This is a genomic window from Pseudomonas stagnisoli, assembly GCF_048595745.1.
Classification (GTDB): domain Bacteria; phylum Pseudomonadota; class Gammaproteobacteria; order Pseudomonadales; family Pseudomonadaceae; genus Aquipseudomonas; species Aquipseudomonas alcaligenes_A.
In genome coordinates this window covers 1,126,774-1,150,349 of the sequence record NZ_CP184361.1, presented here as the reverse complement: position 1 = coordinate 1,150,349, position 23,576 = coordinate 1,126,774, and the positions used below count along the sequence as shown (strand labels likewise).

24 protein-coding genes are annotated in these 23,576 nt (G+C 64.1%); 5 read left to right on the top strand and 19 right to left on the bottom strand.

Going from position 1 to position 23,576, the window contains the following annotated elements:
* Positions 1-3 precede the first annotated feature (3 nt).
* From ACOAPY_RS05460 to ACOAPY_RS05440, 5 genes are all read left to right on the top strand, one after another.
* Positions 4-822: a peptidoglycan DD-metalloendopeptidase family protein gene (locus ACOAPY_RS05460; protein WP_465155468.1), complete on the top strand. Its 819-nt coding sequence runs from the start codon at positions 4-6 to the stop codon at positions 820-822.
* A 113-nt stretch (positions 823-935) separates the two neighbouring features.
* The gene (locus tag ACOAPY_RS05455; RefSeq protein WP_465155466.1) at positions 936-2,621 is read left to right on the top strand and encodes a flagellinolysin; all 1,686 of its coding nucleotides are present in this window, start codon (positions 936-938) and stop codon (positions 2,619-2,621) included.
* Between the two features lie 274 nt (positions 2,622-2,895).
* Positions 2,896-4,566: a 2-isopropylmalate synthase gene (gene leuA, locus ACOAPY_RS05450; RefSeq protein WP_465155464.1), complete on the top strand. Its 1,671-nt coding sequence runs from the start codon at positions 2,896-2,898 to the stop codon at positions 4,564-4,566.
* Between the two features lie 142 nt (positions 4,567-4,708).
* Positions 4,709-5,752, top strand: coding sequence for an NAD(P)-dependent alcohol dehydrogenase (locus ACOAPY_RS05445; protein ID WP_465155463.1), 1,044 nt, complete (start codon positions 4,709-4,711; stop codon positions 5,750-5,752).
* An 86-nt stretch (positions 5,753-5,838) separates the two neighbouring features.
* Positions 5,839-6,582, top strand: a complete 744-nt coding sequence (locus ACOAPY_RS05440; RefSeq protein ID WP_465155461.1) for a substrate-binding periplasmic protein — start codon at positions 5,839-5,841, stop codon at positions 6,580-6,582.
* A 7-nt stretch (positions 6,583-6,589) separates the two neighbouring features.
* Here the strand turns inward: ACOAPY_RS05440 and ACOAPY_RS05435 are convergent, their stop codons facing one another.
* The 19 genes from ACOAPY_RS05435 to iscR all read right to left on the bottom strand — a co-directional run bounded on the left by ACOAPY_RS05435 (position 6,590) and on the right by iscR (position 23,523).
* A complete protein-coding gene (locus ACOAPY_RS05435) occupies positions 6,590-7,372 on the bottom strand; it encodes an amidohydrolase (protein WP_465155460.1) in 783 nt (260 codons plus the stop codon).
* Positions 7,373-7,450: 78 nt separating this feature from the next.
* Positions 7,451-8,599, bottom strand: a complete 1,149-nt coding sequence (locus ACOAPY_RS05430) for a pyridoxal phosphate-dependent aminotransferase (RefSeq protein ID WP_465155458.1) — start codon at positions 8,597-8,599, stop codon at positions 7,451-7,453.
* Positions 8,600-8,717: 118 nt separating this feature from the next.
* Positions 8,718-10,208 (bottom strand): ribosome biogenesis GTPase Der, encoded by a 1,491-nt coding sequence (gene der, locus ACOAPY_RS05425; RefSeq protein WP_465155456.1) that lies wholly within the window; start codon positions 10,206-10,208, stop codon positions 8,718-8,720.
* A 67-nt stretch (positions 10,209-10,275) separates the two neighbouring features.
* On the bottom strand, positions 10,276-11,427 hold the full coding sequence (bamB, locus tag ACOAPY_RS05420; protein WP_076425880.1) for an outer membrane protein assembly factor BamB: 1,152 nt from the start codon (positions 11,425-11,427) through the stop codon (positions 10,276-10,278).
* On the bottom strand, positions 11,420-12,055 hold the full coding sequence (locus ACOAPY_RS05415; protein WP_465155455.1) for a YfgM family protein: 636 nt from the start codon (positions 12,053-12,055) through the stop codon (positions 11,420-11,422). Before ACOAPY_RS05415 ends, bamB begins: the two co-directional genes overlap by 8 nt.
* Before the next feature lie 33 nt (positions 12,056-12,088).
* Positions 12,089-13,375, bottom strand: a complete 1,287-nt coding sequence (gene hisS / locus ACOAPY_RS05410) for a histidine--tRNA ligase (protein ID WP_465155453.1) — start codon at positions 13,373-13,375, stop codon at positions 12,089-12,091.
* 12 nt (positions 13,376-13,387) lie between these two features.
* Complete coding sequence (gene ispG / locus ACOAPY_RS05405) at positions 13,388-14,500, bottom strand: flavodoxin-dependent (E)-4-hydroxy-3-methylbut-2-enyl-diphosphate synthase (RefSeq protein ID WP_465155451.1); 1,113 nt, start codon at positions 14,498-14,500, stop codon at positions 13,388-13,390.
* An 8-nt stretch (positions 14,501-14,508) separates the two neighbouring features.
* The gene (locus ACOAPY_RS05400) at positions 14,509-15,543 is read right to left on the bottom strand and encodes a RodZ domain-containing protein (protein WP_465155449.1); all 1,035 of its coding nucleotides are present in this window, start codon (positions 15,541-15,543) and stop codon (positions 14,509-14,511) included.
* The gene (pilW, locus tag ACOAPY_RS05395; RefSeq protein ID WP_465155447.1) at positions 15,543-16,304 is read right to left on the bottom strand and encodes a type IV pilus biogenesis/stability protein PilW; all 762 of its coding nucleotides are present in this window, start codon (positions 16,302-16,304) and stop codon (positions 15,543-15,545) included. Before pilW ends, ACOAPY_RS05400 begins: the two co-directional genes overlap by 1 nt.
* Before the next feature lie 14 nt (positions 16,305-16,318).
* Complete coding sequence (gene rlmN, locus ACOAPY_RS05390; RefSeq protein WP_021700347.1) at positions 16,319-17,461, bottom strand: dual-specificity RNA methyltransferase RlmN; 1,143 nt, start codon at positions 17,459-17,461, stop codon at positions 16,319-16,321.
* Between the two features lie 24 nt (positions 17,462-17,485).
* Positions 17,486-17,917 carry a nucleoside-diphosphate kinase gene (ndk, locus tag ACOAPY_RS05385; protein ID WP_021700348.1) on the bottom strand — a complete coding sequence of 144 codons (432 nt, stop codon included), beginning with the start codon at positions 17,915-17,917 and terminating at the stop codon, positions 17,486-17,488.
* A gap of 95 nt (positions 17,918-18,012) precedes the next feature.
* The gene (iscX, locus tag ACOAPY_RS05380; RefSeq protein WP_142136667.1) at positions 18,013-18,213 is read right to left on the bottom strand and encodes a Fe-S cluster assembly protein IscX; all 201 of its coding nucleotides are present in this window, start codon (positions 18,211-18,213) and stop codon (positions 18,013-18,015) included.
* 14 nt (positions 18,214-18,227) lie between these two features.
* Positions 18,228-18,569: an ISC system 2Fe-2S type ferredoxin gene (gene fdx, locus ACOAPY_RS05375; RefSeq protein WP_330099080.1), complete on the bottom strand. Its 342-nt coding sequence runs from the start codon at positions 18,567-18,569 to the stop codon at positions 18,228-18,230.
* Positions 18,569-20,437, bottom strand: a complete 1,869-nt coding sequence (hscA, locus tag ACOAPY_RS05370) for a Fe-S protein assembly chaperone HscA (protein WP_465155445.1) — start codon at positions 20,435-20,437, stop codon at positions 18,569-18,571. The genes fdx and hscA overlap by 1 nt, the downstream gene beginning before the upstream one ends.
* A 42-nt stretch (positions 20,438-20,479) precedes the next feature.
* A complete protein-coding gene (hscB, locus tag ACOAPY_RS05365) occupies positions 20,480-21,001 on the bottom strand; it encodes a co-chaperone HscB (RefSeq protein WP_465155443.1) in 522 nt (173 codons plus the stop codon).
* Between the two features lie 10 nt (positions 21,002-21,011).
* The gene (iscA, locus tag ACOAPY_RS05360; protein WP_465155441.1) at positions 21,012-21,335 is read right to left on the bottom strand and encodes an iron-sulfur cluster assembly protein IscA; all 324 of its coding nucleotides are present in this window, start codon (positions 21,333-21,335) and stop codon (positions 21,012-21,014) included.
* A gap of 15 nt (positions 21,336-21,350) precedes the next feature.
* Positions 21,351-21,737 carry a Fe-S cluster assembly scaffold IscU gene (gene iscU, locus ACOAPY_RS05355; RefSeq protein ID WP_021700354.1) on the bottom strand — a complete coding sequence of 129 codons (387 nt, stop codon included), beginning with the start codon at positions 21,735-21,737 and terminating at the stop codon, positions 21,351-21,353.
* A gap of 48 nt (positions 21,738-21,785) precedes the next feature.
* Positions 21,786-23,000: an IscS subfamily cysteine desulfurase gene (locus ACOAPY_RS05350; RefSeq protein WP_076580582.1), complete on the bottom strand. Its 1,215-nt coding sequence runs from the start codon at positions 22,998-23,000 to the stop codon at positions 21,786-21,788.
* A gap of 31 nt (positions 23,001-23,031) precedes the next feature.
* Entirely contained in the window at positions 23,032-23,523 is a 492-nt protein-coding gene (gene iscR / locus ACOAPY_RS05345) for a Fe-S cluster assembly transcriptional regulator IscR (protein ID WP_465155439.1), read from the bottom strand.
* Positions 23,524-23,576 lie beyond the last annotated feature (53 nt).

The window sequence follows — 23,576 nt, the reverse complement described above, 5'->3', positions numbered from 1 at the left end:
TACGTGCGCCCGCTTATCGCCCTGCTGCTCTGCCTTGCCCTGCCTGCACATGCGGAAGGCTTTATCACCCGCCTGCTGAACAAGCCGGTGCCCGGCGGCGTGGCAGTGGTCGACCTGGGCGAAGGCTCAAGCGCACCCCAGGCGCGCTACCAGGGCAAGCCGGTTTTAGTGGTCAAGGAAGAAGGCAGGCGCTGGATCGCCATCGTCGGCATCCCGTTGACGGTCAAGCCGGGCACGCAGCAGATCGAGGCGAACGGCCAGGCGCTGAGTTTCACAGTCGGCACCAAGTACTACCGCGAGCAGCGCATCACCCTGAAGAACCAGGAGCAGGTCAACCCGAGCCCGGCCAACCTCAAGCGCATCGAGCGCGAGCTGGCCGAGCAGACGCGCGCCTACCAGCATTTCAGCGCCCGCCAGCCGAGTAACCTGCTGTTCGACAAGCCGGTCAACGGACCGCTGTCCTCCCCCTTTGGCCTGCGCCGCTTCTTCAATGGCGAGGAACGCAACCCGCATTCCGGCCTGGACTTCGCCGTGGGCGCCGGCACGCCGATCAAGGCACCGGCGGCCGGCAAGGTGATCCTGATCGGCGACTATTTCTTCAATGGCAAGACGGTGTTCGTCGACCACGGCCAGGGCCTGATCAGCATGTTCTGCCACCTGTCCAAGGTCGATGTGCAGCTAGGCCAGGAACTGCCGCGCGGCGGCGTGCTCGGCCGCGTCGGCGCTACCGGCCGCGCAACCGGGCCGCACATGCACTGGAACGTCAGCCTTAACGATGCGCGGGTCGATCCGGCGATCTTTATCGGCGCATTCAAGCCGTAAGCAGGTACCGTCCGTCGTCCGCTGCAAAGCGTGACTCAAGCCCCGTGTCGCTAAGCCGATGTATCCAGTGAAGCCGAACCGCCGTTCGGCAGATTCGCGTGTGAGCCGACTGGATGCTGACGGTCAATACCAACATCGCCTCGTCATTCACGCGTCGCCAACTGGAAAGCAACAGCACCGGACTCAACACCGCGCTGCAACGCCTGTCCACCGGACAGCGGATCAACAGCGCCAAAGATGATGCCGCCGGACTGCAGATTTCCAACCGCCTGACCTCGCAAGTGCGAGGCCTGAATGTGGCGACGCGAAATGCCAACGACGGCATATCGCTGCTGCAGGTGGCAGAGGGTGCGCTACAAAGCGTGACCGATGCCCTGCAGCGCATACGCGCGCTCGGCCTCCAGGCAATGAATGGCTCCAACGGCATCAGCGAGCGCGAGGCCCTGAATCAGGAAGCACAGCAGCTGCTGCAGGAAATCAACCGAGTCAACGAGACCACAACCTTCGCCGGCCGCAAGGTCTTTGACCAGGGCAGCTTCTCGGTGCTGGGCGACCTGGACCAGCGCGCAGTGCTCAACTCACTCAAGGGTTTCTGGATCAACGAGGGCGAACAGCGCGTCTTCGATGCTTACGGCCTGCGGGCCGGCGGCACCGAACTGGACATCACCTTCAGCGACAATGCCAGCAGCACAGCGCTGGCCTCGGTGTCCTATTCCGGGGCCGATGCCAGCGGCCGGGTTTTGAACCAGGTACTGGATGTCAATCTGGCCTACTTCGACGCCAGTACGCTGCCCAATGGGGGCACCAATCCAGCGCAGTACACCGACAGGGTCATTGCCCACGAAATGGCCCACGCTGTGATGGGACGTACCATGAACTTCGCTTCGGGCCTGACCAACTGGTTCATCGAGGGAACCGCCGAGGCCGTTCATGGCGCAGATGAACGCCTGGCCGCAGACACAGCCGGCGGCACCAGCGTGGCAGGCATCCTGACAGCCTTCAACGCGGACGATGTCAGCGGCAGCGCGGGCTACTCCGCCGGCTATGCCGCTATCCGCTATATGCACGACAGCATCAAGGCAGCGGGTGGCAAAGGCATCAAGGACATCATGGGGTATCTGAATACCAATGCCGGCTCCACGCTCACCCAGGCACTGACCAATGCCAGCAAAGGTGCCTTTGCCAGCCTGGCCGACTTCAATACCCAGTTCAATGCCGACGCAGCCAGCTATGTCGCCGGAATGAACCTGAGCAACGCCGATACCGGTGCCATCGGCGGACTGGATGCCGACAATGGCCGCGAGCTGACCGCAGAGAGCGTGCTCCCCAACCAGGGTACCGGCGTGCCGGGAGCACAGGGCTTCAGCCTGGATGAGCCAGAGCTATTCAGCATCAATGGCGTGGGAGGCAATGCTCTTACCCAATTCCAGGTAGGCGCCGAAGCTTACGAAACCATCCAGATCGGCATCAGCTCGTTCAACGCAGATACGCTTGCCCTCACGCGCCTGGATCTGGTCGACCTGCCCGGGCTGGCCGTGATGGATGTGGACGACGCGCTCGGCTACATAGACCGCCAACGCGCCTACATGGGTGCGGTGCAGAATCGTCTGCAATCCACCCTCGAGAACCTGCAGAGCATTGCCGAAAACGCGGCCGCCAGCCGCTCGCGCATTCTCGACACCGACTATGCCAAGGAAACCGCGGAGCTGGTGTCCAGACAGATCATCCAGCAAGCCGCCCAGAGCGTGCTGGCCCAGGCCAACCAGCAGCCTCAGGCAGTACTCAGCCTACTGAACTGAATCAGCGCAATAAAGCCAAAGAAAGCGCCACCCCCCCGCAATTGATAGCTAAAAAATCATCAAGGCCGCAATTTTAGAGCGTCTTTACGACAGGTATTGCCATCTTTACCTACTAAAAGTAGGGTTGTCAGCATGAAAACGGCCCATACCCTCATTCTTCTGCGTCAACACGCCTGCCAGCGCCTGGTCAGTCCGCGACTGCGTGGCTGAACCGCCTCCCCGCCATTCGCCTCTTTCGATTGCCCCGGCCTGCTGCCGCCCAAGGATTTTCGCCATGACCATGCTCAAAGACCCGTCGAAGAAATACCGTCCCTTTACCCCGATCCAGCTGCCGGATCGCACCTGGCCGGACCAGATCATCGACAAGGCGCCGATCTGGCTGTCCACCGACCTGCGCGACGGCAACCAGTCGCTGATCGAGCCGATGGACGCCGAGAAGAAGATGCGCTTCTTCAAGTGCCTGGTCGCCGTGGGCCTGAAGGAAATCGAAGTGGGCTTTCCGTCCGCCTCGCAGACCGACTTCGACTTCGTCCGCGAGCTGATCGACGGCGGCCACATCCCTGACGACGTGACCATCCAGGTGCTGACCCAGGCCCGCGAAGACCTGATCACGCGCACCTTCGAGTCGCTCAAGGGCGCCAAGAAGGCCATCGTCCATTACTACAACGCCACCGCGCCGAGCTTCCGCCGCATCGTCTTCAACCAGGACAAGGCTGGCGTGATCGAGATCGCCACCAATGCCGCGCGCATCATCAAGCGCCTGGCCGCCGCGCAGCCGGAAACCCAGTGGGGCTTCGAGTACTCGCCGGAAGTATTCAGCTCCACCGAGACCGACTTCGCCGTCGAAGTGTGCAACGCGGTGATCGGCGTGTTCGAGCCCACACCGGCGCAGAAGCTGATCCTCAACCTGCCGGCGACCATCGAGTGCGCCACGCCGAACAACTACGCCGACCAGATCGAGTGGTTCGGCCGCCGCATCGACCGCCGCGACAGCGTGCTGATCAGCGTGCACACCCACAATGACCGTGGCACCGGCGTAGCGGCCTCGGAGCTGGCCGTGATGGCGGGCGCCGACCGCGTGGAAGGCTGCCTGTTCGGCAACGGCGAGCGCACCGGCAACGTCTGCCTGGTGACCCTGGCGCTGAACCTCTACACCCAGGGCGTCGACCCCGAGCTGGACTTCTCCGACATCGATGCCGTGCGCAAGGTGGTGGAAGAGTGTAACCAGCTGCCGGTGCACCCACGCCATCCGTACGTTGGCGACCTGGTCCATACCGCGTTCTCCGGCTCGCACCAGGATGCCATCCGCAAGGGCTTTGCCCAGCAGGACCCGGAAGGCATCTGGGAAGTGCCGTACCTGCCGATCGACCCGGCTGACATCGGCCGCGACTATGAAGCCGTGATCCGCGTCAACAGCCAGTCCGGCAAAGGTGGCATCACCTTCCTGCTCGAGCAGGAGTACGGCATCAGCCTGCCGCGCCGCATGCAGATCGAGTTCAGCCAGGTGGTCCAGCGCGAGACCGACCGCCTCGGCCTGGAGATGACTGCCGCGCAGATCTACGGCCTGCTGGAAAGCGAGTACCTGCAAGCCGACAGCCCCTACGTGCTCAAGGGCCACCGCCTGCAGGAAGAGAACGGCATCTGCACCGTCGACGTGGAAGTCGCCTACGACGGCGAAACCCGCCGCAAGCACGGCACCGGCAAAGGCCCGCTGGAGGCGCTGGTCGCCGCGCTGCCGCAGAACATCGAGATCATGGACTACCACGAGCACGCCATCAGCGCCGGCACCAACGCCCAAGCCGTGGCCTATATCGAGGTACGCCTGAACGGTGGCCGCCCGCTGCACGGCATCGGCATCGACGAGAACCTCACCACCGCGACCTTCCGCGCCCTGTTCAGCGCCCTCAACCGCGCCCTGGAGCAGGCCGAAGCGCAGGCCGCCTGAGTGTACAGCGAGTGATCGAGGGGGCTGCGGCCCCCTTTTTCATGCGCGCATCTCTGGGCATGGATTCGGCAGGATCAGGCAAGCCCGCATGGCGCCCTTGCACTAGCCTCTCCCAGGTCCACGATCGCCCCAGGAGATTTCCATGAGCAAGACCCTCGCCTATGCCGCCCAGGCTCCGCACACCCCGCTGGCGCCCGTCGAGATCGAGCGCCGCGCCGTAGGCCCGGATGACGTCGCCATCGACATCCTCTACTGCGGCGTCTGCCACTCGGACCTGCACACCGCGCGCAACGAATGGCACAACACCCTGTACCCATCAGTGCCAGGCCACGAGATCGTCGGCAGGGTCACGGCCGTCGGCAGCAACGTGTCGACGTTCAAGGTCGGCGACGTCGCCGGCGTCGGCTGCATGGTCGACAGCTGCCGTCACTGCGCCTCCTGCAACGAGAGCCTGGAGCAGTATTGCGAGAGCGGCTTCACCGGCACCTACAACGGCCCGGTGTTCGGCGGCGAGAACACCTTCGGCGGCTACTCCCAGCACATCGTGGTCGACCAGCGCTTCGTCCTGCGCATCAGCCATACCGGCAACCTGGCCGCCGTTGCCCCGCTGCTGTGCGCCGGTATCACCACTTACTCGCCGCTGCGCCAGTGGAAGGTCGGCCCGGGACAGAAGGTCGGCATCGTCGGCCTCGGTGGGCTTGGCCATATGGGCGTGAAGATCGCCGCGGCCATGGGCGCCCATGTCGTGCTGTTCACCACCTCGCCGAACAAGCGTGAAGACGCCCTGCGCCTGGGCGCCAGCGACGTGGTGGTGTCGAAGAACGCCGAGGAGATGGCCGCGCATGCCGGCAGCTTCGATTTCATCCTCAACACCGTGGCCGCGCCGCACGACCTCAACCCTTTCCTCAACCTGCTCAAGCGCGACGCCACCCTGTGCCTGGTCGGCGCGCCGGATTCGCCGCACCCGCCGGCGGACGTGTTCGGCCTGATCTTCAAGCGCCGCCGCATCGCCGGCTCGCTGATCGGCGGCATCGCCGAGACCCAGGAGATGCTCGACTTCTGCGCCGAACACGGCATCGTCTCGGACATCGAGATGATCCCCATGCAGGCGATCAACGACGCCTACGAGCGCATGCTGAAAAGCGATGTGAAGTACCGCTTCGTCATCGATATGGCATCGCTCTGAGTGAACGCACGACCGCCCTGCCGGGCGGTCGTGCGGCCGCGGCGAGACGCTCTAGACTGGAAAATAACCCGTCAAGGAGCGATGCCATGACCTCGCCACTGCGCAGCCTGCTGCTGATCCTGACCCTGGCCTGGACGGGCGCTGCGCAGGCCGACGACGTGGTCATGGCCTTCGGCGAAAAGATTCCCCCCTACTGCTTTCCGGAAAGCGACAGCGGCATCGAGCTGGACGTGATCGGTGAGGCCCTGGCCTATCGCGGCCACCGCCTGGTTCCGCGCTACTTCCCTCTGGCCCGCGTGCCCCTGGCCTTTCGCCAGGGCGAAGTACAGGCGGCGATGACCGACCTCGGCCAGGATCTCAGCACCCAGGGTGCCCACTATGGCGAGCCGGCCGTGCTCTATCGCAACGTGCTGATCAGCCTGCAGGGGCGTCGCCTGCAGATCGAGAAGCCCGAGGACCTGCAGGGGCTGAGCATCGTCGCCTTCCAGGGCGCCGCCAAGCGCTACCCGGAATGGCTGGCCGCCAGCGAGGCCGCCGGACTGTACTTCGAGCAGAACAACCAGGAACTGCAGGTGCTGGGCCTGAACAAGGGCCGCTACGACCTGGTGCTGAGCGACCAGCGCATCTACCAGTACTTCGAGCAACTGCTCGAGCGCACCAGCCTGTTCAAGGCCAAGGCAGTGGTGTTCCACTCCTTCGTCGAGGAAGACCCGCAGAACTACCGGCCGCTGTTTCGCTCGCAGCAGATCCGCGACGATTTCAACGCCGGCCTGCGCCACCTCAAGGCCAGCGGGCGCTACCAGGCCATCTACGACAGCTACCTGCAGTAGCCCTGAATCAGGCCAGCGCAAAGGCATCCGCATCCAGGTGAGCCGGGAAGCGCTCGCGGTAAGCCGCCAACTCCCGGGCCGACAGACGCACACGGAACACCCCGGATGCAGCGCCCGGAGCCAGCAGGAGCTCGCCCTGGAAATCCAGCACCTGGGAGTCACCCGTGTAGGCATGACCCTTGCCATCCGTACCGATGCGATTGACCGCCGCCACGTAGCACAGGTTCTCGATGGCCCGCGCCGGCAGCAGGCGGTTCCAGTGGTGGCGGCGCGCGCCCGGCCAGTTGGCGGTGTACAGCAGCAGGTCGGTGTTGTGCGGGTCGCGGCTCCATACCGGGAAACGCAGGTCGTAGCAGATCAGCGGGCGTACCTGCCAACCCTTCACGTCCAGCAGCACCTGCTCGTCACCGGCGGCGTAATGCTTGTGCTCGCCGGCCATGCGGAACAGGTGGCGCTTGTCGTAGTGCGCCAGGGTGCCGTCCGGGCGCGCCCACAGCAGGCGGTTGCGATAGCTGCCGTCGGCGGCCTGGATGATCAGGCTGCCGGTCACCACCGCGCCGAGGGCCATGGCCTGCTCGCGTAGCCAGGCCGTAGTCGGGCCCTCTTCTGGCTCGGCCAGTTCGGCCGAGTGCATGGAAAAGCCGGTGCTGAACATCTCCGGCAGTATCACCAGGTCGGCACCGCGCGCCTGTTCCAGCAACGGCGCGAAGCGCGCGCGGTTGGCGACGGGGTCGTGCCAGTCCAGTTCGCTCTGGATCAGCGCCAGTTCGAGGTCGGGTTTATCGCTCATCTCATCTCTCGTCGTAGGGTGGATGTCGCTTTTCACATCCACCACGCCTTGGTGGATAACGCTTCGCGGTTATCCACCCTACACCGCGCAGAGCTTGGCGGCGGCCTGGCGCAAGGTTTCCTCGCGTTTGGCGAAACAGAAGCGCACCAGGCGCATGTCGGCCGGGGCCTGCTGGTAGAACACCGATACGGGGATGGCCGCCACGCCGTGCTCGCGAGCCAGCCATTCGGCCATGGCCACATCGTCCAGGTCCGGGCGGATCGCCGAGTAGTCGGCCAGCTGGAAATAGGTACCCGGCGCACAGGTGAAGCGGAAACGCGAGCCGGCCAGCAGGTCGCAGAACAGATCGCGCTTGGCCTGGTAGAAGGCTGGCAGCTCTTCCACATGCTCGGGGTGGACAGCCATGAAGTCGGCCAGGCCGTGCTGCAGCGGCGTCACGCCGCAGAAGTTCACGTACTGGTGGATCTTGCGCAGCTCGGCGGTCAGTTGAGGCGGTGCCACCACGTAGCCGGTCTTCCAGCCGGTGACGTGGTAGGTCTTGCCGAACGAGCTGACCACGAAGGCACGGGCGTACAGCTCCTCGTGGGCCAGCACGCTGGCATGGCGGGCGCCGTCGAAGATCAGGTGCTCGTAAACCTCGTCGCTGATCACATGGATGTCGCGACCGCGAATCAGCGCCGCCAGCCGGTCCAGGTCGGCACCGCTGAGCAGCGCGCCACTGGGGTTGTGCGGCGAGTTGAGGAAGATCAGCCGGGTACGCGGAGTGATGGCGTCACTCAGGCGCTGCCAGTCCACGGCGAAGTCCGGTAACGCCAGCGGTACGTGCACGCAGCGGCCGCCGGCCAGTTCCACCGAGGGCTCGTAGCTGTCGTAGCAGGGGTCGAGGACGATGGCCTCGTCGCCCGGATGGATCAGCGCCTGCACGGCACAGAAGATCGCCTCGGTGGCGCCAGGGGTGATGGTGATCTCGCTGTCGGCATCGCGCTGCACACCGTAGCTACGCGCGATCTTGGCCGCCACCTGCTGGCGCAGGGCCGGCAGGCCGGTCATCGGGCAGTACTGGTTGCGCCCCTCCAGCACATGGCGGGCCACGGCCTCGCGCAGCGCCTGCGGGCCGTCGAAATCGGGAAAGCCCTGGGACAGGTTGATGGCGCCGACTTCAGCGGCGAGCTGGGACATGCGGGTGAAGATGGTGGTGCCGACATTGGGCAGCTTGCTGGCGAGCATCGGGACTTCCTGCTGGCGTGAGGCGAGCAGCGAGGATAGCCGATGGCCGACAGCGGCAGAAATGAAAAAGGCGCAGAAGCTTATGCTCCTGCGCCTTTCGGATGGCCTGCCAGGGGAATCAGCGCTTCTTGTCCTTGCGCTTCTTCTCGGCCTTCTTGTGGTGGCTCATCAGGCGCTTCTTGCGGTTGACCTGGCGCTCGGTGAGCTTGTTCTTCTTGCCCTCGTAGGGGTTGTCACCGCCCTTGTATTCGATGCGGATCGGCGTGCCGACCAGCTTGAGCACACGGCGGTAGGTGTTCTCCAGGTAACGGGTGTAGGTCTTGGGGACCGCGTCCACCTGGTTGCCGTGGATCACGATCAGCGGCGGGTTGGCACCACCCAGGTGGGCGTAACGCAGCTTGATGCGGCGGCCGTTTACGGTCGGCGGCTGGTGCTCCTGCACGCAGTCTTCGAGGATCTGCGTCAGGCGGTTGGTCGGCCAGCGGGTGACAGCGGCCTTGAAGGCGGTCTGTACCGACTTGTACAGGTGACCCACACCGGTGCCGTGCTTGGCGGAGATGAAGTGGATGTCCGCCCAGTCGACGAACATCAGCCGGCGCTCCAGCTCGGTCTTCACGTAGTCCTTCTCGCCCTGCTCCATGCCGTCCCATTTGTTCAGGGCGATGACCAGCGCGCGGCCGGTTTCCAGCACGAAGCCGAGCAGGTTGAGGTCGTGCTCGACCACGCCCTCGCGGGCATCCATCACGAAGATCACCACGTTGGCGTCCTGGATGGCCTGCAGGGTCTTGACCACCGAGAACTTCTCGACGGCCTCGAAAATCTTGCCGCGGCGGCGCACGCCGGCCGTGTCGATCAGGGTGTACTTCTCTTCATCGCGCTCGAAGGGGATGTAGATGCTGTCGCGGGTGGTGCCGGCCTGGTCATAGACGATCACCCGCTCTTCTCCAAGCATGCGGTTGACCAGGGTCGACTTGCCGACGTTGGGACGACCGATGATGGCGATCTTGATGCCATCCTTCTCGCTTGGCCCCGGAATGCGCTTGGCCTCCTGGCCTTCGGCAACCACTTCCTCGGCATCGCCTTCCACGCCCTCGAGCAACTCATCACCAGCGTTGTCCCTAGGGAAGATGCCCAGCGCGGCCTCCAGCATCTGGCTGATGCCGCGGCCGTGAGCGGCGGCGATCGGCAGCGCATCGCCCAGACCCAGCGGGCTGAACTCGGCACGAGCAATGTCCGGATCGACGGTGTCGACCTTGTTGGCGATCAGGAAGCTGCGCTTGTTCCGCTTGCGCAGGTGCTCGGCAATCATCTGGTCGGCGGCGGTCATGCCCGCCCGCGAGTCGACCATGAACAGCACGGCATCGGCTTCTTCGATGGCCTGCAACGACTGCTCGGCCATCTTCGCATCGATGCCTTCCTCGTCGCCGGAGATGCCGCCGGTATCGATGACGATGTAGGTGCGCCCCTGCCACTTGGCCTCGCCGTACTGGCGATCACGGGTCAGGCCCGCGTATTCGGCGACGATAGCGTCGCGGGTCTTGGTCAAGCGGTTGAACAGCGTCGACTTGCCGACGTTGGGGCGGCCCACCAGGGCGATTACCGGAACCATTGGCTCCTCCTCAAAAACACAAAGGCCGCTGCCGGAAAACGGCAGCGGCCGGACATTGCAGAACAGCTTAGCGGATGGTCAGGCCAACCAGCTTGCCGCTGTTGCCGTAGGCGTAGATCCAGTCACCAACCACCAGCGGGCGGGCACGCAGGCCGTCGCCATCGATCTTCTCGCGGCCGACGAAGTGGCCATCCACCTGGCTCAGCAGGTGCAGGTAACCTTCGAAATCGCCCACGGCCACGTAGCTGGAGAACACTTCCGGCGCGGACAGCTGGCGACGCAGCAGCGCATCGTTGCTCCACAGCGAGGTGGTGGAACGCTCATCGACGCTCTCGATGGCACCGTTGGCCAGGCTGACGTAGACGTTGCCGAAGCCCTGGGCCAGGCCGACGTAGCTGGAAGCATCGCGATTCCACAGCTGGCGACCGCTCTCAGCATCAAAGGCAGCGACTTTGCCCTGGTAGGTCACGACATACAGGTTGCCGCCGGAGAGCAGCAGATTGCCGTCGATGTCGACCACACGCTCCAGTTCGGAGCGGCCCTGCGGGATGGCTACGCGCTGCTCCCAGACCGGGATGCCACGGCTGGCGTCCAGCGCCAGCAGCTTGCCGGTAGACAGGCCGGCGATCACCATGCGGTTGGTCATTACCGGGCTGCTGGTGCCGCGCAGGGTCAGTACGGCCGGGCTGTTCTCGTAGATCCAGCGCTGTTCGCCAGTGCTGGCATCGAAAGCGATCAGACGGTCATCCTGGGTCTGCACCACGACGACATCGCCGTTGGTGGCCGGCGCGGAGAGTACTTCGCTGGTGACACGGGCGCGCCACTTCTCTTCACCGTTGCTGGCATCCAGGGCGATCACTTCGCCCTTGAGCGTGCCGACCAGCACCAGGCCGTAGCCGGCGCCGACGCCACCGGAAACCGGCAGGTCCAGCTCGACTTCCCAGAACTTGTCACCGGTCAGGCGATCGAGGGCGACCACTTCACCGCTGACGGCTGCGGCATACAGCCGCTCGCCATCCACGGCCGGGGTCAGCAGGTTGTACAGCTCGCCCTGACCATCGCCGATGGAACGGCTCCACTGGGCATCCAGGCGCACTTCCTCCTGGATATCGGGCAACTCGTTCGGCGGCAGTTCCTTCTTGCTGTTGCTGCTGCACCCCACGGCCATCACGGCCAGGGCCAGCACGGCGGCATTCTTCCAACGCATCACGTCAGGCATCCCCTTTCGCCAGGTCATCGAGTTTCATCTGCAGGCCACCGACGGCAGCATCTTCGTGCAGAGCTTCCTTGGCCTTCTGATAGGCCTTGTGTGCTTCGTCGCCACGACCCAGCTGCACCAGCAGGTCGCCACGCAGTTCTTCGCGCGCGGCCAGCCAGGCCTTCTCGGCCTCGCCGTCGAGCAGTTTGAGACCTTCTTCGGCCTTGCCCTGGGCGGCGAGCACACGCGCCAGGCGCTGGCGCGCCAGCTCACCGATAGTGGCATCGCGGGGCTTGTCCAGCAGCGGCTTGAGCTCGGCCGCGGCATCATCCAGCTTGCCGTTCTCCACAGCTACCTTGGCGACGAACAGACTCGCGTACTGGGCATAGTGGGTGCCGGCGAAGTCGCTCTTGAGCTTGCCCGCCAGCTCGGTGACCTTGCCGATATCCGGCTGACCACTGGGCGTCAGGGTGGTTTCCAGCAGCTGCTGATACAGGGCGCCAGCGCCCTGCGACTGATTGGTCTGATACTGCTGCCAGGCCTGCCAGCCGAACACCAGGGCCAGGGCCAGGGCGCCGCCGGTCAGCAGGGGTTTGCCGTTGCGCTGCCACCAGTCCTTCATCTGCGCAATCTGTTCTTCTTCGGTCATGCTCACCCCAATAACTCCTTATTCGTCTCGTTCTCAGGCCTGCAGGCAGGCGGCCAGGTGCGCCGGCAGCGCATCCCAGCCAATGTTCTGTTGCTGTGCGTCGTCGCGCAGGGGCTTGCAACCTACCACGCGGGCAGCCAGTTCGTCCTCACCCAGGATCAGGGCAAAGCGCGCGCCGCTCTTGTCGGCCTTCTTGAACTGGCTCTTGAAGCTGCCGCCGCCGCTGTTGACCAACAGGCGCAGGCCCGGGATGGCGTCGCGCAGACGTTCGGCCAGGGCCAGGCCAGCGAGCTCGGCTGCCTCGCCGAAGGCGCAGAGATAGAGGTCCGCAGGGGCATTCAGCTCTTCCGGCAGCAGCTGCAGGGTTTCCAGCAGCAGGATCAGGCGCTCGACACCCATGGCAAAGCCCACACCCGGCGTCGGCTTGCCGCCGAGCTGGGTCACCAGGCCGTCGTAGCGGCCACCGGCGCACACGGTGCCCTGGGCGCCGAGCTTGTCGGTGACCCACTCGAACACGCTGCGGTTGTAGTAATCGAGGCCACGCACCAGCTTGTGGTTGATCTCGTAGCGGATACCCACCGCGTCCAGGCGCGCCTTGACGCCCTCGAAGTGCAGACGCGACTCCTCATCGAGGTAGTCGGCCAGGGTCGGCGCACCGACCAGCAGAGCCTGGGTCTGGGCATTCTTGCTGTCGAGGATGCGCAGCGGATTGGTGGTCAGGCGGCGCTGGCTGTCCTCGTCGAGCTGCTCGAAGCGCTCGTTGAGATAGGCCACCAGGGCGTCGCGATAAGCGGCGCGCGCCTCGCTGGAACCCAGGCTGTTGAGCTGCAGGGTCACCGCATCGGCCAGACCGAGCTTCTGCCACAGGCGCCAGGTGAGCACGATGAGTTCGGCGTCGACATCCGGCCCCGCCAGGTTGAAGGCTTCCACACCGATCTGGTGGAACTGGCGATAGCGGCCCTTCTGCGGCTTCTCGTAGCGGAACATCGGCCCGGTGTACCAGAGCTTCTGCACCTGGCCGCCACCGGACAGGCCGTGCTCGAGCACGGCGCGCACGCAACCGGCAGTACCTTCCGGACGCAGGGTCAGCGACTCCTCGTTGCGGTCGAGGAAGGTGTACATCTCCTTGTCGACCACATCGGTGCCTTCACCGATGCCGCGGGCGAACAACTCGGTGAACTCGAGGATGGGCAGGCGGATTTCACTGTAGCCATAGCCGTCCAGCAGCTCGGCGACCGTGCGCTCCAGGTAGCGCCAGGCAGGCGTCTGCTCCGGCAGGATGTCGTTCATGCCACGGATGGCTTGTAGGGACTTGCTCACGAATCTTCCTTATCAGCCGCGGGCGATCACAGCCGCGTCGGCCTCGGCCTTCTCGGCCGCCTTGCGGCGGATCAGCTTTTCCAGCTCATCCACCAGGTTGTCGTTGGTCAGCTTCGAAGCCGGAGCGCCGTCGATATAGACCAGGTTGTTCGGCGTGCCACCGGTAAGGCCGATGTGCGCCTCCTTGGCCTCGCCGGGGCCATTGACCACGCAGCCGATCACGGCAACGTCGAGCGGCACCAGCAGATCCTCGACCCGCTGCTCCAGTTCGTTCATGGTCTTGACCACATCGAAGTTCTGCCGCGAGCAGCTCGGACAGGCGATGAAGTTGATGCCACGCGAGCGCAAGCGCAGGGACTTGAGGATGTCGTAACCGACCTTGATCTCCTCCACCGGATCGGCGGCCAGGGAAATGCGGATGGTGTCGCCGATACCCTCGGCCAACAGCATGCCCAAGCCCACTGCCGACTTCACGGTACCGGAGCGCAGGCCACCAGCCTCGGTAATGCCCAGGTGCAGCGGCTGCTCGATCTGCTTGGCCAGCAGGCGGTACGCGGCGACAGCCATGAACACGTCGGATGCCTTCACACTGACCTTGAAGTCGGGGAAGTTCAGGCGATCGAGGTGCTCGACATGGCGCAGCGCCGACTCGACCAACGCCTCAGGCGTCGGCTCGCCGTATTTCTTCTGCAGGTCCTTCTCCAGCGAACCGGCATTGACGCCGATGCGGATCGGAATGCCCTTGTCACGCGCAGCCTCGACCACCGCCTTGACGCGGTCTTCCCGGCCGATATTGCCCGGATTGATACGCAGGCAGTCGACACCCAGCTCGGCCACACGCAGGGCGATCTGGTAGTCGAAATGGATGTCGGCAACCAGCGGTACGCGCACCTGCTGCTTGATCCGGCCAAAGGCCTCGGCCGCCTCCATGGACGGTACCGAGACGCGCACGATATCGGCGCCGGCGTCTTCCAGACGACGAATCTGGCCAACGGTGGCCTCGACGTCGCAGGTTTCGGTATTGGTCATGCTCTGCACGGCGATCGGCGCATCACCGCCGACCGGTACCGAGCCGACCCAGATCTTGCGGGACGGGCGACGCTTGATGGGGGATTCGCAATGCATGTTCTGGCTCACTGCCCCAGTTTGAGGCGGGCGGTCTCACCGTGGGTGGAGGAAGCGACATCGACCGACTGGCCGTTGACCAGTACCACGGCGCCGCGGGCGTAACCGAGGCGCAGCTCCAGCGGAGCCTTGCCGACCAGTTCGACACTGTCGCCACGGCGCTTCAGGGCACTGAGCAGCACCTTGCCATCGGCATCGGTGAGCTGGGTCCAGCAGTCGGCGGTAAATTGCAGATTGACCAGCGCCTCACCGGCAGCCGGAGCGACCGGAGCCGCGGGGGCCGGGGTTTCAGCGACGACCGGAGCCGGAGACTGAGCCGGCGGGTTGACCACAGGTGCAGCGGTTTGCGCGGCAGGCGCTACCGCACCGGCTTCAGCTGGCACGACAGCACCCGGAGCCGCAGGAACTTGCGGGTCAGACGGTGCGCTCTGCGTAATTGCAGTGGATGGCGCCACTTCGGTCGGCGCCGGATCAGCGGTAACGGGCGCCGGCTCCAGCGGAGCTTCGACCTGCGCCTCGACGACGGCCTGGTCTTCCGGCTCGTCCAAGGGATGAATCTCGGTGGTGCCGTCGGCGGTCTCCACTTCAATGTGCTCCATCCCGGCGTCAGCTCCCGAGTCGGTCAGGCGCTGGCTCTGATCCTGCCACCAGAAGAAGCCGGCGCCGCCCAGGGCGACCAGCGCCACGACGCTGAACACCTTGAGCAGGCTCTGCGATACCCGGGCCGGCTCTTCGATGCGCGCCAGGCTCGCCACGCTGCTGCCGCTGGCATCGGTCCCGGTGAACTGGTCGAACTCCAGGACCAGCCGATCGCCGTCCATGCCCATCAACTTGGCATAGGCACGCACGTAACCGCGGGCAAAGGTATGCCCCGGCAGTTGCTCGAAGGCCCCTGCCTCCAGATTACGCAGCGCCATGGCCGTCAGATTGAGCTGCACGGCGACATCGTTCAGGGCCAGGTTCTTGCTTTCGCGTACCTTGCGCAGCGTCTCCCCGGGATTGACCCGGTGCGCGGCGGCAACTTCAGGATGCGAGGCTTTCATCACTGCTCCGACAGGTATTGCTGATATTCGGGCGTACCCGGGTAGAGACGCTTGAGCTGCAGACCCAGGCTAGCTGCCTGGTCTCTGTCCTCGAAGACACGCGCCAGGCGGATGCCAAGCAGCAGGCTCTGCGGCGTCTGCCGCGCCTGCTGGCTGAAGCCGGCATAGTAGCTGCGTGCAGCCACATAATTCTTGTCTTCGAAGGAGAGTTGCGCCATCTGCAGCAGCGAGGTGGGCCGCTGGCTATTGAGGCGCAGCGCCTTTTCGAAATGCTGCTTGGCTTCTTCGCGCTTGCCCAATTGCAGCGCCGTCAGGCCAAGGTTCTCGAAGACCCGGGAGCGCTCGGAGTAGAGTGTGTCCTCGGATGCCTTCAGATACTGGGCGTAGGCTTCCTTGTAGCGTTTTTGCTCGAAGAGGAAGCCACCATAGTTGTTCAGTATGCGTGTCTCACCATCGCTCAGCGAAATGGCCTTGCGATAGCTTTCATCAGCAAGCTTGGGCTCCAGTTCGTACTGGTAGACAACGGCCAGCGCGGAGTAAGCCTCCGCACTCGATGAATCGAGCTCCAGCGCCTTGCGCAGAGGCTCCTTGGCCTTCTCGGTCGAACCCTGCTGCAGATGACCGATACCGAGCTGGATATAGGCATCGCGCGCCTGGTTACGCCCTTCCTCGGTGCTCAGAGGGTCCACCGAGCCGCCGGTCCTGACGCACCCCACCAGCAAAATGGCAAAAGACAGATAGAGCGCAGGGCGCAAGATCATGGAGTTCCTCCCCTTCAATTTCGGTTGGCGGTGCGCGGCTCTTCGGCCTCGCTACCCAGCTGACGTACGGCGATATAGCGTTCGCTGCGACGGGTGCGGTCCTGTACCTGACCGACCAACTGCCCACAAGCGGCGTCGATGTCATCACCGCGCGTGGTACGCACGGTGACGTTGAAGCCGGCCTTGTGCAACAGGTCCTGGAAGCGACGGATAGCGTTGTTGCTCGGCCGTTCGTAACCGGAGAAGGGGAAGGGATTAAACGGAATCAGATTGATCTTGCAAGGAAAATCCTTGAGAAGTGCGATCATCTGCGCAGCGTGTTCGGGCTGGTCGTTGACGTCCTTGAGCAGCGTGTACTCGACGGTCAGGAAGCGCTTCTCGCCCAGCCCCTCGATGTAGCGGCGGCAGGAAGCCAGCAGCACGTCCAGCGGGTACTTCTTGTTGAGCGGCACCAGCTGGTTGCGCAGCTCATCGTTCGGTGCGTGCAACGACAGGGCCAGGGACACGTCGGTAACAGTCGCCAGCTTGTCGATCATCGGCACCACGCCGGAGGTAGACAGGGTCACCTTGCGCTTGGAAATGCCGTAGCCGAGATCGTCCATCATGATCTGCATGGCCGGCACGACATTATCGAAATTCAGCAGGGGCTCGCCCATGCCCATCATCACCACGTTGGTGATGGCACGGTCGATCTTGGCCGGTACGGTGCCGAAGGATTTATTGGCGATCCACACCTGGCCGATGATTTCCGCGGCAGTCAGGTCGCTGTTGAAGCCCTGCTTGCCAGTGGAACAGAAACTGCAATCCAGCGCACAGCCGGCCTGCGAGGACACACAGAGGGTGCCACGGCCGCCTTGCGGGATATACACGGTCTCGACGCAGCTGCCGGACGCCACGCGCACCACCCATTTGCGGGTACCGTCGGCGGAGATGTCCTGGCTGACCACTTCGGGGCCGCGAATCTCGGCGCAGGCACTGAGCTTTTCGCGCAGGGCCTTGCCGAGATTGCTCATGGCGTCGAAGTCCTCGACGCCAAAATGGTGAATCCACTTCATGACCTGACCGGCACGGAAGCGCTTTTCCCCGATGCTCTCGAAGAAGCTTTCCATTTCGGGCTGGGTCAGCCCCAGCAGGTTGGTCTTGGCTACATCTGTCATGGATTCACCCTCGCCGGTTCGCTATCAGCGAATGCGAGCGCACACCTCGGTGGCGGAGAAGAAGTACGCGATCTCGCGAGCGGCAGAAGCCTCGGAGTCGGAACCGTGTACGGCGTTCTCGTCGATGGAAACGGCGAAGTCAGCGCGGATGGTGCCGGCAGCAGCTTCTTTAGGGTTGGTGGCGCCCATCAGTTCACGGTTCTTCAGAACGGCGTTCTCGCCTTCCAGAACCTGAACGATGACCGGACCGGAAGTCATGAAGGCCACCAGATCCTTGAAGAAACCGCGCTCGCTGTGCTCGGCGTAGAAACCGGCGGCTTCGCGCTCGGACAGCTGAACCATCTTGGAGGCAACGACGCGCAGGCCGGCCTTCTCGAAACGGCTGGTGATTTCACCGATGACGTTCTTGGCAACGGCATCCGGCTTGATGATGGAGAAAGTACGTTGAACAGACATGTGAAGCTCCAGAGGGTTAAAGCGAAAAATTAAACCCGCGAATTATACGCGGGTTAGGGGGAAATGCGTAGGGCAGCGCCAGGAGGCGGGACCGATCAGTCGAGCTCTTCGATCCAGGCGGCCTGAATGGCCTCCAGCACCTTCTCGCCACCACGCTGCGGATCATCGGCAAAATCCGGCAATTCCAGCACCCAGCGGTGCAGATCGACGAAGTTGACGTAACGCGGATCGACTTCAGGCTTGCTCTCGGCCAGTTCGATGGCGATATCCAGCACATCGGTCCATTTCAGGCTCATGACGGCTCCTTGAATCAGTGCGGCGCTTCGGCGGCGTGGTTGAGCGAGTACTTGGGAATCTCGACCGTCAGGTCTTCGTTACCGACCTTGGCCTGGCAGGCCAGGCGCGACTGCGCCTCCAGCCCCCAGGCGCGATCGAGGAAGTCTTCCTCCAGTTCGTCCGCCTCTTCCAGCGAATCGAAGCCTTCACGAATGATGCAATGGCAGGTGGTGCAGGCACAGACCCCGCCACAGGCACTTTCCATCTCGATATGGTGCGCATGCGCCAGCTCGAGGATGGAGGTGCCGGGCTCGGCCTCTACGACCATGCCTTCAGGGCAGAACTTCTCGTGCGGCAGAAAAATGACCTGTGGCATCAGTTGTCCTCGATTTCGTTGAGTCGGCGCCCGGACAGGGCCGCCTTGACGGTAGCGTCCATTCGGCGCGCGGCGAAGGCATCGGTGATCTGCGACAGACGCTTGATCTGCTGCTCGATGGCATACGCGTCATTGCCGGCAGCCAGGGCACGCAGTTCGTCCATGGTCGAAACAATGGCCAGGCGCTCGTCCTCGTCGAGCAGGCGCTGACCATCGACATCCAGCGCCGCCTGCACAGCCTCGAGCAGGCGCTCGGCCTCGACCTGCTGCTCGCGCAGCACTCGGGCAGCCTTGTCGTCGCCGGCATTTTTGAAAGAATCCTGCAGCATGCGCGCGATCTCGCCATCGGTCAGGCCATAAGATGGCTTGACCTGGATGCTCGCCTCCACGCCGGAACCCAACTCGCGGGCAGCGACACTGAGCAGGCCATCGGCATCAACCTGGAAAGTCACGCGGATCTTGGCCGCGCCAGCCACCATCGGCGGAATGCCGCGCAGCTCAAAGCGCGCCAACGAGCGACAGTCCTTGACCAGCTCGCGCTCGCCCTGCAGCACCTGGATGGCCATGGCCGTCTGGCCGTCCTTGTAGGTGGTGAAGTCCTGGGCCCGCGCCACCGGAATCGTGGTGTTGCGCGGAATCACCTTCTCCATCAGGCCACCCATGGTTTCCAGCCCGAGGGACAGCGGAATCACATCGAGCAGCAGCAGTTCTTCTCCATTGCCGCGCTGGTTGCCGGCCAGCGTGTCGGCCTGGATCGCTGCACCGATGGCCACCACCTGATCCGGATCGATATCGGTCAGCGGCGCGCGACCGAACAGCTCACCCACTGCCTCGCGCACGCGCGGCACACGGGTCGATCCCCCCACCATGACTACCGCCTCGACTTCCTCGACCTCGATGCCGGCATCGCGCACGGCGCGGCGGCAAGCCTTGAGACTGCGCGCAATCATCGGCTCGATCAGCGCCTCGAACTGCTCACGGCTGAGCGAGCCCGACCAGGCGCCGTACTCGACCACGACACTCGCGCTGACGGTCAGTGCTTCCTTGGCCGCGCAGGCAGCCTGCAGCAGGCGGCGCTGGGCCGCCGGATCGAGGTCCTGGGACAGCCCGGCCTGCTTGATGATCCAGCCGGCGATGGCGTGATCGAAGTCGTCACCACCCAGGGCGCTGTCACCACCGGTGGCCAGCACCTCGAACACACCGCGGGTCAGGCGTAATACGGAAATATCGAAGGTTCCGCCGCCCAGGTCATAGATGGCAACCACGCCCTCGGTGCCTTTATCCAGGCCATAGGCCACGGCAGCGGCGGTAGGCTCGTTGAGCAGCCGCAGAACATTAAGCCCGGCGAGACGCGCGGCATCCTTGGTGGCCTGGCGCTGAGCATCGTCGAAATAGGCGGGCACGGTGATCACCGCACCGACCAACTCGCCACCCAGGCTGGCCTCGGCACGCTGACGCAGCGTCTTGAGAATCTCGGCCGAAACCTCGACCGGGCTCTTGGCACCCTGCACCGTCTCGATGAACGGCATGTGCGACTCGCCCTCGGCGAAGCGATAGGGCAGCTGATCGCCAAGCTGCTTGATGTCCTCGACGCCGCGCCCCATCAGACGCTTGACCGACAGCACGGTATTCAGCGGGTCGACCGCGGCGGCCGCCTTGGCCTCATGCCCCACCTCGACATGATCGGCGTGGTAGCGGACGGCGGACGGCAGGATCACCCGCCCGGCCGCATCGGCCAGCGGCGCGGACAGGCCGCTGCGCACGGCAGCAACCAGCGAATTGGTGGTACCCAGGTCGATGCCCACGGCCAGGCGGCGCTGATGGGGTTGCGGGCTTTGCCCGGGCTCGGCGATCTGCAGTAGGGCCATGGTATTCCGATCATCAGGCGCGCAGCGTTAGCTGCGCCGCGGTTAGTCGTCGAGGCGCTCTTCGAGGTCGCGCACTTCGTGAGCCAGCTTGTCGAGGAACTGCATGCGACGCACCAGGCGTTCGGCCTCTTCGCGTCGCGCGGCGTCATCCCAGCAGCCGGCAAAATCTTGATCCAGCTCCTCCTGAGCTACTTTCAGGCGCTTCTTGAAGGTCGCCACGCCGGCCAGATCGGCACTGTCCTGCAGGTCCTCCAGCTCCTCGCGCCAGCGCATCTGCTGCAGCAGGAACTCGGGATCCTGCACCGTCACCTCGAGCGGCAACTCGCGACCACGAAGAGCCAGCAGATAGAGGGCACGGCGCGGTGCGCTCTTGAGGGTCTGATAGGCCTCATTGAGGCGCGCCGACTGCTCCAGCGCCAGGCGCTGCTCGCGATCGCTGGCGTCGGCAAACCGGTCGGGGTGCACGGCCTTGGCCAGCTCTCGATAGCGCGCCGACAGCTGCGCCTGATCCACCAGAAAAGCGGGCTGCAGCTCGAACAGCGCAAAATGACAGGGACTACCCACAACAACCGCCTTAGACGTTGAAGCTCTCGCCGCAACCGCACTCGCCGCGCACGTTGGGGTTGTTGAACTTGAAGCCCTCGTTGAGACCTTCGCGCACGAAGTCCAGCTCGGTGCCGTCGAGGTAGGTCAGGCTCTTCGGGTCGATGATCACCTTGACCCCAAAGCTCTCGAACACCTGATCCTCACCCGCCACTTCGTCGACGAACTCCAGCACGTAGGCCAGGCCCGAGCAACCGGTGGTACGCACGCCGAGGCGGATACCCTCGCCCTTGCCGCGCCCATCCAGGGAACGCTGCACGTGGCGGGCGGCGGCTTCAGTCATGGTGATGGCCATAGCGACTCCTCGAGATCAGAGCAGACCTTTCTTCTGCTTGTAGTCGCGCACGGCCGCCTTGATGGCGTCCTCGGCGAGCACCGAGCAGTGGATCTTCACCGGCGGCAGGGCCAGCTCCTCGGCCAGCTGGGTGTTCTTGATGGTCTCGGCCTCATCCAGGGTCTTGCCCTTCATCCACTCGGTGGCGAGGGAGCTGGAGGCGATGGCCGAACCGCAACCATAGGTCTTGAACTTGGCATCTTCGATCACGCCCTGCTCATTGACCTTGATCTGCAGGCGCATGACGTCGCCGCAGGCCGGCGCACCGACCATGCCGGTACCGACATTGGGATCCTCGGCGTCGAGCTTGCCGACGTTACGCGGATTTTCGTAGTGGTCGATGACCTTCTCACTGTATGCCATGTTGCCAATCCTCTCTCATCAGGTGCCGCTCTACAGGCGACTCGAAAATCAGTGTGCCTGCCACTCGACCTTGGAGATGTCGACGCCTTCTTTGAACATGTCCCACAGCGGCGACAGCTCACGCAGCTTGCTCACCGCCTCCTGCACCTTGGCGGCCGCGTAATCCACTTCTTCCTCGGTAGTGAAGCGACCGAAGGTGAAACGGATCGAGCTGTGCGCCAGTTCGTCGTTGCGACCCAGAGCACGCAGCACATAGGAAGGCTCCAGCGAGGCAGAGGTACAGGCCGAACCGGAGGAAACCGCCAGGTCCTTGAGCGCCATGATCAGCGACTCGCCTTCGACGTAGTTGAAGCTCAGGTTGAGGTTGTGCGGTACGCGCTGGGTCAGGCTGCCGTTGACGTACAGCTCCTCCATGCCCTCGAGTTGCTTGTAGAAGCGATCACGCAGCGCCAGCACGCGCTGGTTCTCCTGCGCCATCTCCTCTTTGGCGATGCGGAAGGCTTCGCCCATGCCGACGCACTGGTGCGTGGCCAGGGTACCGGAGCGCATGCCACGCTCGTGGCCGCCACCATGGGTCTGCGCTTCCAGGCGCACGCGCGGCTTGCGACGTACGTAAAGGGCACCAACGCCTTTCGGCCCGTAAGTCTTGTGCGCGGAGAAGGACATCAGATCGACCTTGAGCTTCTCCAGATCGATCTCGACCTTGCCGGTGGACTGCGCCGCATCGACATGCAACAGCACACCGCGGGAGCGGGTCAGCTCACCGATGGCGGCGATATCATTGATGGTGCCAATCTCGTTGTTGACGTGCATGACCGACACCAGCACGGTGTCCTCGCGCAACGCCGCCTCGACCATGGCCGGCGTGATCAGGCCGTCTTCGCCCGGCTCGATGTAGGTCACTTCGAAGCCTTCGCGCTCGAGCTGGCGACAGGTATCCAGCACCGCCTTGTGCTCGATCTTCGAGGTGATGATGTGCTTGCCCTTGGTGCTGTAGAAGTGCGCAACACCCTTGATCGCCAAGTTGTTGGACTCGGTGGCACCGGAGGTCCAGACAATCTCGCGCGGATCGGCATTGACCAGCTCAGCGACCTGGCGACGGGCGTTCTCGACCGCTTCCTCGGCCTTCCAGCCGAAGACATGGGAGCGCGAAGCCGGGTTGCCAAAGTTGCCATCCACCAGCAGGCACTCGCTCATCTTTTGCGCCACGCGCGGGTCAACCGGGGTGGTGGCGGAATAGTCGAGGTAAATCGGCAATCTCATCAGGTATCTCCTATTCAGGCAGGCGCCCTGCTCACTCGATGGCGGACGCTTCGATCTTGTCCAGCTGCGGCATCCTGCCGTTGCAACGGCGCTGATCCTGACGCAGGGCGACTTCCTGCACCTCGCGCCGGGTCACCAGATCAGCCAGGCTGATGCCGCTGAGGAATTCGTGAATCTGCTGACTGAGGTCGCACCACAGGTGGTGGGTCAGACAGGTATCGCCGGAGTGACAATCGCCCATACCCTGGCAGCGAGTAGCATCGACCGACTCGTTGACCGCGTCGATCACCTGAGCGACTTGAATAACCCGCATGTCGCGCGACAACTGATAGCCGCCACCGGGGCCGCGCACACTGCTGACCAGGTTGCCACGGCGCAACTTGGCGAACAGCTGCTCCAGATAGGACAGGGAAATACCCTGCCGCTCGGAGATATCAGCCAGCGACACAGGGCCGTTCTGGGCATGCAGCGCCAGATCGAGCATGGCTGTGACGGCGTAGCGACCTTTGGTGGTCAGACGCATGGCGTTTGCACCGCGAATGAACTTGAGTTGCCACTAGTATCCCCTTTTCCGAC

Excerpts from the sequence above, each read along its gene's own strand:
- ACOAPY_RS05455 (WP_465155466.1), top strand. The coding sequence starts at position 936 with ATGCTGACGGTCAATACCAACATCGCCTCGTCATTCACGCGTCGCCAA.
- leuA (WP_465155464.1), top strand. The coding sequence starts at position 2,896 with ATGACCATGCTCAAAGACCCGTCGAAGAAATACCGTCCCTTTACCCCG.
- ACOAPY_RS05445 (WP_465155463.1), top strand. The coding sequence starts at position 4,709 with ATGAGCAAGACCCTCGCCTATGCCGCCCAGGCTCCGCACACCCCGCTG.
- ACOAPY_RS05440 (WP_465155461.1), top strand. The coding sequence starts at position 5,839 with ATGACCTCGCCACTGCGCAGCCTGCTGCTGATCCTGACCCTGGCCTGG.
- ACOAPY_RS05435 (WP_465155460.1), bottom strand. The coding sequence starts at position 7,372 with ATGAGCGATAAACCCGACCTCGAACTGGCGCTGATCCAGAGCGAACTG.
- ACOAPY_RS05430 (WP_465155458.1), bottom strand. The coding sequence starts at position 8,599 with ATGCTCGCCAGCAAGCTGCCCAATGTCGGCACCACCATCTTCACCCGC.
- der (WP_465155456.1), bottom strand. The coding sequence starts at position 10,208 with ATGGTTCCGGTAATCGCCCTGGTGGGCCGCCCCAACGTCGGCAAGTCG.
- bamB (WP_076425880.1), bottom strand. The coding sequence starts at position 11,427 with ATGCCTGACGTGATGCGTTGGAAGAATGCCGCCGTGCTGGCCCTGGCC.
- ACOAPY_RS05415 (WP_465155455.1), bottom strand. The coding sequence starts at position 12,055 with ATGACCGAAGAAGAACAGATTGCGCAGATGAAGGACTGGTGGCAGCGC.
- ispG (WP_465155451.1), bottom strand. The coding sequence starts at position 14,500 with ATGCATTGCGAATCCCCCATCAAGCGTCGCCCGTCCCGCAAGATCTGG.
- ACOAPY_RS05400 (WP_465155449.1), bottom strand. The coding sequence starts at position 15,543 with ATGAAAGCCTCGCATCCTGAAGTTGCCGCCGCGCACCGGGTCAATCCC.
- pilW (WP_465155447.1), bottom strand. The coding sequence starts at position 16,304 with ATGATCTTGCGCCCTGCGCTCTATCTGTCTTTTGCCATTTTGCTGGTG.
- rlmN (WP_021700347.1), bottom strand. The coding sequence starts at position 17,461 with ATGACAGATGTAGCCAAGACCAACCTGCTGGGGCTGACCCAGCCCGAA.
- ndk (WP_021700348.1), bottom strand. The coding sequence starts at position 17,917 with ATGTCTGTTCAACGTACTTTCTCCATCATCAAGCCGGATGCCGTTGCC.
- iscX (WP_142136667.1), bottom strand. The coding sequence starts at position 18,213 with ATGAGCCTGAAATGGACCGATGTGCTGGATATCGCCATCGAACTGGCC.
- fdx (WP_330099080.1), bottom strand. The coding sequence starts at position 18,569 with ATGCCACAGGTCATTTTTCTGCCGCACGAGAAGTTCTGCCCTGAAGGC.
- hscA (WP_465155445.1), bottom strand. The coding sequence starts at position 20,437 with ATGGCCCTACTGCAGATCGCCGAGCCCGGGCAAAGCCCGCAACCCCAT.
- iscA (WP_465155441.1), bottom strand. The coding sequence starts at position 21,335 with ATGGCCATCACCATGACTGAAGCCGCCGCCCGCCACGTGCAGCGTTCC.
- iscU (WP_021700354.1), bottom strand. The coding sequence starts at position 21,737 with ATGGCATACAGTGAGAAGGTCATCGACCACTACGAAAATCCGCGTAAC.
- ACOAPY_RS05350 (WP_076580582.1), bottom strand. The coding sequence starts at position 23,000 with ATGAGATTGCCGATTTACCTCGACTATTCCGCCACCACCCCGGTTGAC.
- iscR (WP_465155439.1), bottom strand. The coding sequence starts at position 23,523 with ATGCGTCTGACCACCAAAGGTCGCTACGCCGTCACAGCCATGCTCGAT.